Source organism: Stenotrophomonas sp. TWI819, from assembly GCF_039673075.1.
Lineage (GTDB): Bacteria > Pseudomonadota > Gammaproteobacteria > Xanthomonadales > Xanthomonadaceae > Stenotrophomonas > Stenotrophomonas rhizophila_B.
The window spans coordinates 296890-310266 of record NZ_JBDJKY010000004.1; the positions used below are offsets into that span (position 1 = coordinate 296890).

Annotated in this window: 11 protein-coding genes and 1 tRNA gene; 6 read left to right on the forward strand and 6 right to left on the reverse strand. The window is 66.3% G+C overall.

The features are described 5' to 3' along the window. The first annotated feature begins 35 nt into the window (after nucleotides 1–35). Nucleotides 36–1337: an O-antigen ligase gene (locus tag ABE463_RS07940; RefSeq protein WP_259258966.1), complete on the forward strand. Its 1302-nt coding sequence runs from the start codon at nucleotides 36–38 to the stop codon at nucleotides 1335–1337. Here ABE463_RS07940 and ABE463_RS07945 read toward each other — a convergent pair. Beyond that, nucleotides 1322–2140, reverse strand: coding sequence for a glycosyltransferase family 2 protein (locus ABE463_RS07945; RefSeq protein ID WP_346467773.1), 819 nt, complete (start codon nucleotides 2138–2140; stop codon nucleotides 1322–1324). The genes ABE463_RS07940 and ABE463_RS07945 overlap by 16 nt on opposite strands. Between ABE463_RS07945 and ABE463_RS07950 the strand changes: the two genes are divergently transcribed. Then, nucleotides 2139–3197: a CDP-glycerol glycerophosphotransferase family protein gene (locus ABE463_RS07950; protein WP_346467774.1), complete on the forward strand. Its 1059-nt coding sequence runs from the start codon at nucleotides 2139–2141 to the stop codon at nucleotides 3195–3197. The genes ABE463_RS07945 and ABE463_RS07950 overlap by 2 nt on opposite strands. Before the next feature lie 38 nt (nucleotides 3198–3235). On the opposite strand, the gene ABE463_RS07955 is transcribed toward ABE463_RS07950, so the two are convergent. From ABE463_RS07955 to ABE463_RS07970, 4 genes are all read right to left on the reverse strand, one after another. Continuing rightward, entirely contained in the window at nucleotides 3236–4753 is a 1518-nt protein-coding gene (locus ABE463_RS07955) for a PH domain-containing protein (RefSeq protein ID WP_346467775.1), read from the reverse strand. After that, complete coding sequence (locus tag ABE463_RS07960; RefSeq protein WP_346467810.1) at nucleotides 4750–5202, reverse strand: PH domain-containing protein; 453 nt, start codon at nucleotides 5200–5202, stop codon at nucleotides 4750–4752. Before ABE463_RS07960 ends, ABE463_RS07955 begins: the two co-directional genes overlap by 4 nt. Before the next feature lie 158 nt (nucleotides 5203–5360). Beyond that, a complete protein-coding gene (gene ribA / locus ABE463_RS07965; protein ID WP_346467776.1) occupies nucleotides 5361–6494 on the reverse strand; it encodes a GTP cyclohydrolase II RibA in 1134 nt (377 codons plus the stop codon). Between the two features lie 68 nt (nucleotides 6495–6562). Next, nucleotides 6563–7480 carry a lauroyl acyltransferase gene (locus tag ABE463_RS07970; protein WP_346467777.1) on the reverse strand — a complete coding sequence of 306 codons (918 nt, stop codon included), beginning with the start codon at nucleotides 7478–7480 and terminating at the stop codon, nucleotides 6563–6565. 85 nt (nucleotides 7481–7565) lie between these two features. Here ABE463_RS07970 and dtd point away from each other — a divergent pair, with 85 nt between their 5' ends. From dtd to ABE463_RS07990, 4 genes are all read left to right on the forward strand, one after another. After that, nucleotides 7566–8006 (forward strand): D-aminoacyl-tRNA deacylase, encoded by a 441-nt coding sequence (gene dtd, locus ABE463_RS07975; RefSeq protein WP_346467778.1) that lies wholly within the window; start codon nucleotides 7566–7568, stop codon nucleotides 8004–8006. A 90-nt stretch (nucleotides 8007–8096) separates the two neighbouring features. Further along, complete coding sequence (gene rpoD / locus ABE463_RS07980; protein ID WP_123730073.1) at nucleotides 8097–9944, forward strand: RNA polymerase sigma factor RpoD; 1848 nt, start codon at nucleotides 8097–8099, stop codon at nucleotides 9942–9944. Between the two features lie 293 nt (nucleotides 9945–10237). Then, the gene (yjjJ, locus tag ABE463_RS07985) at nucleotides 10238–11638 is read left to right on the forward strand and encodes a type II toxin-antitoxin system HipA family toxin YjjJ (protein WP_346467779.1); all 1401 of its coding nucleotides are present in this window, start codon (nucleotides 10238–10240) and stop codon (nucleotides 11636–11638) included. 56 nt (nucleotides 11639–11694) lie between these two features. Continuing rightward, nucleotides 11695–11770, forward strand: a tRNA-Ile gene (locus ABE463_RS07990). A gap of 7 nt (nucleotides 11771–11777) precedes the next feature. Here the strand turns inward: ABE463_RS07990 and ABE463_RS07995 are convergent. After that, nucleotides 11778–13112, reverse strand: a complete 1335-nt coding sequence (locus ABE463_RS07995; protein ID WP_346467780.1) for a Fic family protein — start codon at nucleotides 13110–13112, stop codon at nucleotides 11778–11780. Nucleotides 13113–13377 lie beyond the last annotated feature (265 nt).

The window sequence follows — 13377 nt, forward strand, 5'->3', positions numbered from 1 at the left end:
TTCTGCAATGCTGCGTGTGGCAATCGAGGTTGGCAATGACGTTCTCCCCCGCATCCAGGCCGTCCGCGCCTGCCTCCCTGCCGCCGCTGCAGGGGCGCGCCGGGGTGGCTCATTGGATCGCCACCGTGGGCCTGTTCTGCATGCCGGCGCTGGTGTTGACGCTGCCGCAGAACCTGCTGCCCTACGGCATCCTCTTGCTGCTGAGCACGCTGCTGGCGCCGGACGTCCTGTGGCGCGCGCGTGGCCTGGCCGGGCGGCCGGTGGTCGTGCTGTCGTGGATGGTGATGGCGACGGTCGGTTTCGCGCTTATCTCCATACACCTGTTTGACCAAGGGCTGCGCGACATTGATGTACGTTCCCGTTTTGTGGTCATTCCCTGGATCGCGTTGTGGGTGTGTGCATTGCGGCCCGACATGCGCTGGCTGTGGACGGGGGCGCTGGCCGGTTTGATCGGCACGATGGTGCTGTCGATCCTCCAGGTGGCAGGCGGGGCTGCCCGCGCTGAACTGACCACCAATGCGATCGTACTGGCCGACATCGTGCTGGTGCTGATGGTGCTGCTGGTGTTCTGCCGGCCACACAAACGTTGGACATGGGTGATCGTGGGCATGGTCGCCGGCTGCGTCACCATCGTGCTCAGCGGTAGCCGGGGTGTCTGGCTGGCGTTGCTGGCGCTGCTGGTGGTGATGGCGATGAGCCTTCGTTGGCGTACCGGGCCTGCGCGGCTGGGTGTGCTGCTGGCCCTGGTGGCGATCGCCGGTACCTTGATCCTGACCATCCCGAGTCTGCGCGAGCAGGTCCGCCTGACCGAGCTCAAGCACGACGTGGTGCGGATGGAGCGCGGAGACAGCGACTCCTCGGCCGGCGCGCGCGTGGAGCGATTGCAGGTGGCCTATGAGACCTTCCTCGATCATCCGCTGACCGGCGTGGGCATCGGCCATTTCGACAGCGCCATGCAGCGACTGCCGGTTTGCCGGGATGATCCGGCCGAACAGCGCTGCCATCTGGGCCACGCGCACAATGACCTGGCCGAGTGGGCGGCGACGCAGGGCGTGCCGGGCCTGCTGTTGCTGCTGGCCATCTATGGTGTGCCGCTGTGGGTATTCACCGGCCTGCACCGGCGCAGCGGCGAGCAGGCCTTCCGTGGCCCGGCCGCTGCCGGGATCATGGTGGTGGTGACCTACGTGCTGTGCGGGATCACCCAGTCGATGTTCGCGCACCAGATCACGGCCAGCTTCTACGTCACCATCGTCGGGCTGCTGGCCGGACTGTCGATCGTCCAGGGCCATACGCGCCGGCTGGCATTGGCACAGGCCAAAGCTCAGGCGCCGGGCTGATCCCGCGGCGGGTCGGTGACCGGCTGCCCGTTCTGCAGCATCCACAGCATGATGGTCTTCTGGCGCACGTAGTTGGCGCGCACATAGGCATAGACCAGCCCGTGCCAACCATCGCGGAAGCCGCCGCGCAGCAACAGTCCGCGCCAGAACCGCCATGCCGGGGCCAGGATCAGCTTGGGCAGGGTGGCGCGCTTGCCCCGCGCGAACTCGTGCTCGGCCATCATCCGTGCGTAGCGCTGGGTCTTGAGCAGCTGCTGCTCCAGCGAACGGTAGGGGTAATGGATCAGATCGCCGGGCAGGGTACCCACCGCACCATCGACGCTGGCCGCCTCATGGATCTCACGCTTGCCGCGCCAGCCGCCATGGCGGCGGTCGAACAGGCGCAGGACCCGGTCCGGGTAGGCGTTGCCATGCTTCAGGAACTTGCCGAAGTACTCGGAAAGCCGTGCGAACCGGTAGCCGTGGTGGCCGGCGAAACCGTTGGTCTGGGCGGACAGGATCGCCTCGCGCAGGGTGTCGCTGATGCGCTCGTCGGCGTCCAGGCACAGCACCCAGTCATGCGCGGCCTGCTCGACGCAGAACGCCTTCTGGCTGCGGAAACCATCGAACGGGCGTTGCAGCACCCGCGCCCCGGCGGCTGTCGCGATCGCCACCGTGGCATCGGTGGACTGCGAGTCCACCACGATGATCTCGTCGCAGAAGGCCAGCGAGGCCAGACAGTCGCCGATGCGGTCGGCTTCATTGAACGCGATAATGCAGGCCGAAATGCGAGGCCGTTCAGTGGGAGCGGTCGAGGAGGACATGATGGCCGAGTACCTGCTGTTTGCGACGGAGCGTTATGCGCTGCCCATTCTCGCCCCTCTGGCGCAGGCGTTGCACGCATCCGGTCAATCGGTGTCGGCCTGGTTCGCCGATGGCGCCGCCGGCGCGTCGCTGCCTGGCGTGCCCAATGTAGGCCTGAAAGACGCGCTGGCACTGCGCCCGCGCGCGGTGTTCAGCGCCGCCAACTGGGTGCCGCCGTTCATTGCCGGGGCCAAGGTGCAGGTCTTCCACGGCTTCAACGTGCAGAAGCGCGACAGTGCCCGCGGCCACTTCCGGGTGCGCGGCCTGTTCGATCTGTACTGCACGCAGGGCCCGGCCACGACCACCCCGTTCCGCGAGCTGGCCGCGCGCGAGGGCCACTTCGCCGTCGCCGAGACCGGCTGGCCCAAGCTCGATCCGCTGTTCCGCGATGACGGTGGCCTGAGCGCGGGACTGCGCGTGCCGGCACAGGGCCGCCCGGTGATCCTGTTCGGCTCGACCTTCACCGAGCGGCTGAGCGCAGCGCCGCACCTGTACGAGCAGATCGCGGCCGATATCGCCCGCGGTGAGCATTACTGGCTGCTGACCCTGCACCCCAAGTGCGCCCCGGAGCTGTTTGACCGTTACCGTGCACTGTCTGGTGCGCATGCGCGCTTCATCGAGCCGGAACAGGTGATGGCCGCGCAGCGCGCCGCCGATGTGCTGGTCTCGGATACGTCCTCGATCGTCTCCGAGTTCATCGTGCAGCACAAACCGGTGGTGACCTTCCGCAACCGGGTTCCGCAGCCGCACATGATCGATTTCGACGATGCCACCCAGTTGCCGGCGATGCTGGCGCAGGCGTTGAATCCCGCCCCGGCGTTGATGGCCGAAATCCGGCGCTACGCCGATACCATCCATCCGTTCCGCGATGGGTATTGCTCCGAGCGGGTGATTGCCGCCACCGAGGATTTCCTGTCCGGTGAACTCGGCACGCTCAAGCGCAAACCGTTCGGTGCGTGGACGCGTGGTCTGCAGATCCGCAAGGATCTCGGGTATTGGGGGCCAGCGAAGCGGTAGCGTCACCAGGTAGATCCACGCCATGCGTGGATGCGCTCCTACCAGCGCAGGCGACGCTTCGCCAACGCGCGGCCCAACTGGTCGTACACCGCACGCGCCTCCGCTTCCGGCAGGTACTGCAGCACCAGCGGCGTGCCCATGCCTGCACCCGCGGTATCCAGCCATACGCTGGCGGTGCCCAGCCGGCGGTCCAGCGGCGAGCGGGTCAGGCGCAGCGCCTGCAGCTTGTCCAGTTCGGCAAAGCGCCACCAGCGCTGCCACCAGCCACCGCGCACGGCGACGTAGTCGTCATCCAGGTGATAGCCGATGCGCGCCATCTGCCGGTGCGCGCGAAACGCCGACCACGGCAGCCACAGCAGCAACACCGCGCCCCACGGCCCGCCGTACCAGATCGCCGCCGCCGTCAGCAACGGAACGATGCACAGCGCGCCCAGGCACAGCCGCCACCAGCCCCGCATCTGCACCGGCTGCCAGCGCGCCGGCGGCCACTGCAGGTGCGGCAGCAGATGCTGGACCAGCCCATCGCAGACGGCCGGCGTCGCCAGCGGCGCCAGCTCACGCAGGTCACGCCGCTCGCCTTCGCCGGGGTTGCCGGCAGCAATATCGATACGCAGTTGCCGGCGCTGGAACCAGCGCTGCAGCGCGCTCTCGCGCAATGTCCACGCCTGGATACGGCGCCGCGCCACGCTGGTGCGCATGCGGGTCAGAAGCCCACTGGCCACGGTCAGCCGGCGCTCGTGCTCACTGAGCCGGAAGCCGTAGTAACGCAGCAGCGCGAGCACCACCGACAACACCCGCAGCATGACCCAGAAGCCCACCACGGCGACCACCGCGGCCATCGTCCACAGCCACATCCCGGGGTGCAGGTGGCTGGCATACCCGAAGGCCTGGCGGCCGCCGGCTTCGATGACATCGGAGACGCTGCCACGCGGGAACAACTGCACCATCGCGCCCAGCACTGCCACCACCACGACCCAGCCGCGGTTGGAGAGCAGGCCGATACGGACCACCTCGCCCGGGCTCAAGGCGAGCAGCACATCCTCAGCCGGTTCGGGCGCAGCGGCGTCGCCCTCGGCCGTGGCCGGCACTGCCTGACCGCGCTGGCGTACCAGGCGCTCCAGTGCCAGCGCCTGATCCAGTTTGAGCACCCGCATTTCCGCTTCTGGGCGATGGCCGCCGGCCGATTCCAGCTTCAGCTCGGCCACGCCGAACAGGCGGTGCAACGGGTTCTGGTGGACCACCACGTTGTGGATGCGGGCGAAGGGGATCTCGCGACGATTGCGCGCGAACACCCCGCTGCGCACGGTGATGGCCGACGTGCCGATCCGGTAGCGATAGGTGAGGTACTGCAGCACCGAGTACGCAACCAGCGCCACCACGGCGATCACCGGGCCGAGTGAGAGCCACAGCTCATCGCGGTCGCCGCGCTGGCCGAACACCACCAGCGCGATCAGCGGTACCAGGCCCTGGCGCAACTGCATCAGCAGCACGAACAGCCATGACCAGGGATGCAGCCGCTGCTCCGGCGCGGCATCAAGCGGCGGCGGGGTACTCACAGTGCGTCGTCGTCCTGGTCCAGCTGGTGCGCCAGGGTGTCGCGCAGGTGCTCGGCATCGGCGCTGTCCAGCCCACTGAGCGTGACCGCACTGAAGCGGCTGCCGGCGGTATGCACGACCAGCGTGCTCAAGCCGGCGCTGCGTTCGATCGGCCCGCGGCGCAGATCCAGATGCTGCACGCGCGAGGTGGGGACACGGGTTTCGTTCTGCCAGAGCAGGTCGCGGCGCAAGCCGAGGCCTTGGGCATCCAGCCGCCAATACGTGCGGCGCTGGCGGCGGAATGCGAGGGCCGCACCGATCAGCGCGCCGAGCACGACCATGCCGGTTGCGCCCCACCAGCGCCCCGGCAGATCGAACACCACCCACAGCGCGCCGAGCACGCCACCCAGCAGGAGTGCGCCGGCGATCGCACCACCGAACGCGGCCAGCGAGGCCGAACGCAGGGGCATCGCCTGCCAGTCGGGGGCGGCCGGCAACAGCGGCAAGGGCGGCGGCACGGGAGTGTCGAGAAGTTCGGACAAGGCAAGGCGCTCGGCTGGAAAACGGACCGGGCGCATGCGTACAGGTGCAACCGCCCGTGGCGCAGACGGTAGCAGGTTGCCGTGGGCTATTGCGCGGCCTGGATCAGTGCGTCCACATCGAGCAGGTGGCCGGCGCGTTCGGCCTTGGTGCGCAGGTACTGCTCGTTCTCGGCGGTGATGTCGCCGGTCACCGGCACGCAGTCGACCACGTCGATGCCGGCATTGCGCAGGCGCTGGGCCTTGGTCGGGTTGTTGCTGAGCAGCTGCACACGGCTGACGCCCAGGCTCTGCAGCATCGCCACGGCACTGCCGTAGCGGCGCTCATCGGCACCGAAGCCGAGCTGGGCATCGGCGTCGATCGTATCCAGGCCATCATGCTGATAACCGTAGGCGCGCATCTTCGCCGCGATGCCGGTGCCGCGGCCTTCCTGGTCCAGGTACAGCAGCACGCCGCCGCCGAGGTCCTTGAGCTTGCGCAGGCCGCGCCGCAGCTGGTCGCCGCAGTCGCACTTGAGCGAGCCGAACAGATCGCCGGTCAGGCAGGAGGAGTGCACGCGAACCGGCACCACGGCGGACAGATCCGGGGTGCCGACGATGATGGCGACCTGGTCACGCTGGGCCACGCCGCCGCGGAACACCGCGAATTCGGTCATGCCGACCTCGCGCAGCGGCACCGGCGAGCGGGCCACCAGTTCATACGCGTGCGCGGCCTGCTCGGCGCCCTGGCTCAGGTCGCACAGCGAGACCTGCGCGCAGTCGTCGAAGCGGCGGTCATCGGCGGTCAGCAGCACGCCGACCATCGCCGGCAACAGCAGGCCGAGGCGGGCGATTTCCACCGCGCCATCGTCCAGCGCTTCGCCACCGGTCCAGCCCGGCGGCATCGCACCCGGGTCGCGCAGGTAGCTCAATGAGGGCAGGGCATCGAAGTCGATGCCGGCCAGCGGCACGCGCGCGCCACGTTCGGCACTCACCCCGAGCACGCGGGCGCGGGTGGCGGTGAGGAACAGGTAGTGCCGGTCTTCCGCGGCCGCGGCAAAGGCGGTGAAGCTGGTGCGGGTGCTGCTGTCCAGCGCGATGAAGGCCAGGCGCTGGCCCTGGCCATTGTCGATCACCACCGGGCGGCCGGCACGCAGTTCGGCCACCGCACGCTCGCAGCGGATCGCGGCCGGGTCGCCGAACAGGGAAGAAGCAGAGGACATGTCAGGGGCCGTGGGGGACATCGTGGTTTCCACAGTGGGGACGGATCGCGGCGATTCAATCGCACCAAGGGCGCGACGCAGCGTCGCAGTCAGTGCGGATGGTCCTCGGTGGCATAGGGATCGTCCTCGCCGCTCTGCGGTGGGCGCAGCGTATAGCGCTTGTAGGTCCACTGATACTGCGCCGGATCGCGCCGGGCGATGCGTTCGATCCCGGCATTGAGGGCGGTGGCCGCGGTGCGCGGGTCCGGATCGGCCACGGCGGGCGGGGTCGCTTCAATATGCAGGGCGAACTCCATGCCCGGGCCGATCCGCTCGCACCAGCCGTACAGCACGGTCGCGCCGGTGCGCTCGGCCAGCCGGTTGACCAGAGTCATGGTCAGCGCCTCCACCCCGAAGAACGGCGCGAACACCCCGTCGCCGGCCTTGGGCTGCTGGTCGGGCAGGATGCCGGTGGCACCGCCGTCCTTGAGCACCTTGAACAACTGGCGCACGGCCGGGCCCTCGGCGCGCACCTGCTGCACGTTGTCGCCGCCGCGGACCAGCTGCAGGAAGGCATCGCCCACTGCTTCATCCGGGGCCTTGTAGACGATCGCGATCGGCCCGCGCGAGGCCAGCCACTGGTTGAGCAGCTCCCAGTTGCCGTAATGCGGCGCGGCCACGATCACGCCCTTGCCGGCGGCCAGGGCCGCGTCGTACAGCGCCTCGCCGTGGCGCTCGGTCAACCGCGCGAGATTGCGTTCGCGCGGCTGGGTCCACAGGCGCAGGGTCTCGATGGCCTGCAGCGCGGTGGAGCGCAGCACGTTCCGGTGCAGCACCGCGCGCTCGGCGTCGCTCAGCTCGGGGTAGGCCAGTTCGAGGTTGCGGCGGGTCACGCGACTCTCACGGGCGTTGAGACGGATCCACAGCCAAGCCAGCCCATTGGCGAAGGCACGCAGCCAGGACCAGGGCAGACGGGTGAACTGGGCAGCGGCGCGGTAGGCCAGGCGGGCAGTGGTGTGCGGTTTCATCACCGCAAAGTCTAGCCGCTGGCGGCCTGCCTGTCGGCGCGCGGGCACGTTAAGGTAGGCCGCCTTCAGTTGCGGAGCCGTGTCCATGCTTGTTCTGATCCAGCGCGTCAGCGAAGCCAGCGTCCGTGTCGAGGGGGCGGTCATCGGCCAGATCGGCTCCGGTCTGCTGGCCCTGGTGGGCATGGAACCGGGCGACACCGAGGCCCAGATCGAGCGGATGGCCGATCGCCTGCTTGGTTACCGTGTGTTTGGCGATGAGGCCGGAAAGATGAACCGGTCCCTGCGTGATACCGGTGGCGGATTGCTGCTGGTCAGCCAATTCACCCTGGCGGCCGACACATCCAGTGGGATGCGGCCGGGCTTCAGTACCGCCGCGCCGCCGGCGGAGGCTGAACGCGGATTCAACCGGCTCGTCGATATCTGCAGACAAAAACACGCCCCGGGGGTGGAAACAGGCCAGTTTGGTGCCCATATGGTTGTCAGCCTGGTCAACGATGGTCCCGTGACCTTCCTGCTCAGACCCTAGCCCCCGGGACCACCGCCCGGGAACGCGGGGCGCCGGGCTGGTATAATGCTAGGTTCTATTCCCTCTCCCAGCCGGTGGCGCGAGCACTACATGGCCAACGAACGTCCTGCCCAGCAAAACGACATCAAGCTTCTGATCAGCAAGGGCCTGGAACAGGGCTACCTGACCTACGCCGAAGTCAATGACCATCTGCCCGACGACATCGTCGACCCGGAGCAGATCGAAGATATCATCGGCATGATCAACGGCATGGGCATTGATGTCCATGAAGTTGCGCCCGATGCAGAAACCCTGTTGCTCAACGATGGCAACACCGGCAACCGCGAAGTCGATGACACCGCGGCCGAAGAAGCCGCCGCCGCGCTGAGCGCGCTCGACACCGAAGGTGGCCGCACCACCGACCCGGTGCGCATGTACATGCGCGAAATGGGTACCGTCGAGCTGCTGACCCGCGAAGGCGAAATCGCCATCGCCAAGCGCATCGAAGAAGGTCTGGGCCAGGTCCAGGCCGCACTCGGCACCTTCCCGGTGTCGGTGGAATCGCTGCTGGCCGACTACGACGCGCACAAGGAAGGCAAGAAGCGCCTGGCCGAAGTGATCGTCGGCTTCAACGACCTGGTCGAAGAAGTCCCGGCCCCGGCCGTGGCCGAAGACACCAGCGACGACGCTGACGATGACGCCGATGAAGAAGATGACGGCGACGACGTCGAGGAAGAGGCCGGCCCGACCGGTCCGGATCCGGAAGAAGTCGCACGCCGCATGCAGGCCCTGAGCGATGCGTACACCGCGTTCAAGAAGGCTGCTGCCAAGGGCGACCGCAAGCCGCTGGCCAAGCTGCGCGACGACATGGCCGCCGTGTTCGTGACCCTGAAGCTGCCGCTGCCGCTGACCGATGTGCTGGTCAAGCAGCTGCGCGACGTCATGGCTTCGATCAAGTCCCACGAACGCCGCGTGCTGAACCTGGCCACCGTGACCGCGCGCATGCCGCGCAAGGACTTCATCCGCTCGTGGGAAGGCAACCAGACCAACCTGGAGTGGGTGGAAGACGCACTGAAGCGTAAGCAGAAGTGGTCCTCGGCCCTGCGTGACGTGAAGGATCAGATCATCTCCGAACAGCAGGCGACGATCGACATCGAGAAGACCACCTGGCTGGAACTGGACGAGCTGAAGGAAATCAGCCGCGCCATGGCCTACGGTGAAGCGCGCGCGCGCAAGGCCAAGAAGGAAATGGTCGAAGCGAACCTGCGCCTGGTCATCTCGATCGCCAAGAAGTACACCAACCGCGGCCTGCAGTTCCTCGATCTGATCCAGGAAGGCAACATCGGCCTGATGAAGGCCGTGGACAAGTTCGAATACCGCCGTGGTTACAAGTTCTCCACGTATGCGACCTGGTGGATCCGCCAGGCCATCACCCGTTCGATCGCCGATCAGGCGCGCACCATCCGTATCCCGGTGCACATGATCGAAACGATCAACAAGTTGAACCGCATTTCCCGTCAGATGCTCCAGCAGTATGGCCGTGAGGCTACGCCGGAGGAGCTGGCCAAGGAAATGGACATGCCGGAAGACAAGATCCGCAAGGTGATGAAGATCGCCAAGGAGCCGATCTCGATGGAAACCCCGATCGGCGACGACGAGGATTCCCATCTGGGCGACTTCATCGAGGACACCAACGTGGAGTCCCCGATCGAGAACACCACCAACATCAACTTGTCTGAAACCGTGCGCGACGTGCTGGCCGGCCTCACCCCGAGGGAAGCCAAGGTGCTGCGCATGCGCTTCGGCATCGACATGAACACTGACCACACCCTTGAGGAAGTGGGCAAGCAGTTCGACGTCACCCGCGAGCGCATCCGCCAGATCGAAGCGAAGGCGCTGCGCAAGCTGCGTCACCCGAGCCGGTCCGAGCAGCTGCGCAGCTTCCTGGATATCGATTGATCGATTCCAGCGCACCGCGTTGAAACCCGACAGACCCCGCGCAAGCGGGGTTTGTTTTTTGGGGCGGGTGGCGGCGCAGCGGATGGAGCGGATGGAGCGGATGTTCGAGGGGTGGGGATCGCTAGGCTGATCGTGTGATTTCGTTGTGTGTTTCGTAACTTAATTACGGATGTGTTTTCGGTGTTCTCCGGGGTGATGTTATTTTAATCAATGGCTTATAAGTTTAATGGGGTTGCGGTTCGCCGAAGACTGGCGTATAGATTCGTAACTTAACTCGTCCCGAAACTCAGGCCATGGCCCGTCCCCGTACCGTCCAGCTCCAGTCGCTGTTCGACAACCTGCCTGCTGGCGAGGTCGTCCCAGCTGCCGATCTCATCGATCGCCTGGGGGTTACCCGGACAACGTTGAGTCGTCTTGTCGCCGAGGCCGGGGACCGCCTGGTGCGACTTGGCCGCACCCGCGCCACGGCCTATGCCGTCCGCCAGCAGACCGCCGCGGGCAGCGAGTGGCCGCTGTTCCGGCTGGGGCCGGACGCCACCCTTGAGGAACTGGGCACGGTCGTGGCACTCACGGGCGAGACCTTCCACGTGGCGACCACCGCCGCACGCCCCAATCTGACCCGTCCGCCAGACGAGACCGTCGAAGGCCACTTCCCGGGGCTGCCGTGGTATCTGGATGACCTGCGGCCACAAGGCTTCCTCGGGCGTACGTTCGCGCATCGTCGCGGGCGTGACCTGGGCGTCCCCGACGACCTCAATCGATGGCAATTGGGTGACACCCTACAGGCGCTGGTGCGTGCAGGCGGCACCGAGATCGGTGATCTCCTGCTGGGCGGCGATGCCGTGCAGATGGCGTTGCGCGCGCTCGACGCGCCTGGCGATCACGTCCTGGCCGTGCAGCGCGCGCGTCGTTATCCCGAGCGCGCCGCAGCGGCACTGGAAGGCGAAGACGTCGGATCGTCGCCCGGTGGCGAGCAACCGAAGTTCACTGCCACGGTGGAACATGAGGGGGGGCGCTATGCGGCGCTGGTGAAGTTCGCGCAGCCCACCGCAGGCGAGGCCGCAGAACGCTGGGCGGACCTGCTGGTCTGCGAGCACCTCGCCCTGCAGTGCCTGCGCGACGCCGGCGTGCAGGCAGTGGTGTCCGAGATACTCCAGACCGACACGCATACGTTCCTGGAGGTGCAGCGCTTCGACCGCACCGTCGACGTGCTGGGCCGGCGCGGCTTCGTCTCGCTGCTGGCGCTGTCCTCGGCCTTCGTCGGTGACGTGACCGTGGACTGGGGGACCGCCGCCGACGCGCTGCTGACGCAGGGCTGGGTCGATCGCGACGCGCACGCCGCCATGGGCAGGCTGCACGCGTTCGGCCGGCTGATCGGCAACAGCGACATGCATCAGGGCAATCTGGGTTTCCACCTGGTCGACCGCGGCCCGCTGCCGTTGGCGCCCGCGTATGACATGTTGCCGATGTCACTGGCACCCTCGCGCACAGGGGTGCTGCGTGTGGCTGCGCCGCTCGCCTCCATCGCGCCGGAGCGCAGCGGCCAGCTCGCGCACCTGCACTGGGCGGCGCCGCTGGCGGTCGACTACTGGCAACGCGTGGCGGGTTCGGCGCTGCTGCGCTCGGGCGGGCTGCGTGAGCTGGCTGCGGAGAATGCGCGTCGGGTGCAGGCGATGGGGCAGCGTTTTGGCTGATGTGAGGGTTGCAGTGGAAAGCGCCTGCGGGCCTCCACTACACTGTGCGACCGCAAGGGCCTATAGCTCAACGGTTAGAGCAGAGGACTCATAATCCTTTGGTTCCAGGTTCGAATCCTGGTGGGCCCACCAAAAAGCGCTACTGCTGCAGCATCGTCGCGATGTCTACTACCGGTACGAACTCATTTGCACGCCCGACCTTGTGCTTCTCCAGCAGGCCGGCGTCCACAAGGGCCGTCAAATCGCCCAATGCGGTCGGGTAGGAAATCTGATGGGCAGCTTGGTGGGTCGCCACGGTGTACCCCCGATCTGGATCCTTGATGGCATTCGCGAGAATCGCCCGCTGTCTGTGATTGAGCTCGATGCCGGCCACCTGCGCCTTGCGTAGCACTCGGCGCGCTGCCCTGTCCTGCTCGCTCTTGCTTAGGATGTACCGGTGCAGAGCGGTGATCGACTGTTCAATCGCATCCAGCTGCTGTGCGACGAAGTACGTCATATCAACATCGTCATGCTCGGTGTACAGATACGCGCGCATGTAGTTGCCGGGGGACTTTCTGAGCACGCTGGAGATGGAGAGGTACTCCGTCAGCCAGTAACCTGCATTCATCATTGCCCAATAGAAGAGAACGCGTGCGGTGCGTCCATTTCCATCGCAGAAGGGGTGGTCATATCCGATCTGGAAGTGAATCGCGATGGCGCGGATCACCGGATGTACGAACGGCTCGTCGTCCTGGCTGTTGGCAAAGTCGCACAGACGTTGCAAGCGTTCGCGCGCTTCCCGTGCAGGCGGTGGCGTGTGAAGCACGGTGTCCGATCCACGGTCGAAGATCAGTACGTTGTCCTCTGCGGTCCGCAGCCGGCCGCAGTGCTCCTCGGACTCGAGTGTGCCGTCGGTGAGCATCGCATGCAGTTCGAGAATTTCATCGACGGTGAAGGGGCGCTTGCCGCGCTCACGGATCGCCTTCATCGTGATGTAGTTGTTGTAGATCATCCGCTCGCTTTGGTCGCGAGGTTGTCGACCCGTGCTGAGCATCTCCTTGGCCACCACTCGCGTGGTCGCAGCACCCTCGAGTTGGGAGGATGTCATGGACTCCTCGATCAACGAGCGCATGAGGAAACGACCCTGCCCACCAGAGCGTTCCATGCCCTGGATGGCACCGGCCGCTTCGCGGTCAATGAAGTGAAGGCGCTTCTGGAGGGTGTCGGTAATGGACACCGAGAAGTTCACGGCATGCTTATCGAGCAGTGGCAGGTTGCGTTTCAATCCCAGCCTGGCCAACTTGATGCTGGCCCACCAGGTGCGCGAGGTCAGCCCCTCAGGCGGGGTTTTGTGCCGGAGCCTATCCCAGTGAATGTACTCTCCATTGACCTCGGCAGAGGTTTTGCCGGACATGATGATGCCGAGGAAGCCGGGGTGCTGGGCTGCCTCTTCCATGATTTCGTTCAGCTTTGGCGGGTCTACCGGGATCTTCATGGATGCTAACTATAAAGTTTGTATAAGTTTTATAGCAAACTGGGTTTCAGGGCAAAGGGCTCTTTGCAGGCGCATCGGGCCTGACTTGCAGCCATACCTGTTCAGATTCAATGGGTTCAGACACAAGAGGGGTGCTCTATTGCCCCCAGGGTGCGCGGCGATGCTTCTTCTGGCTCGTCCTGTTGTGATCTGGGCGTCAGGCTTATAGGTAACTGGGCCGCTGCGCCAGCATGACGGAACGGCCTCCGCCTCACTCCTCGTATCA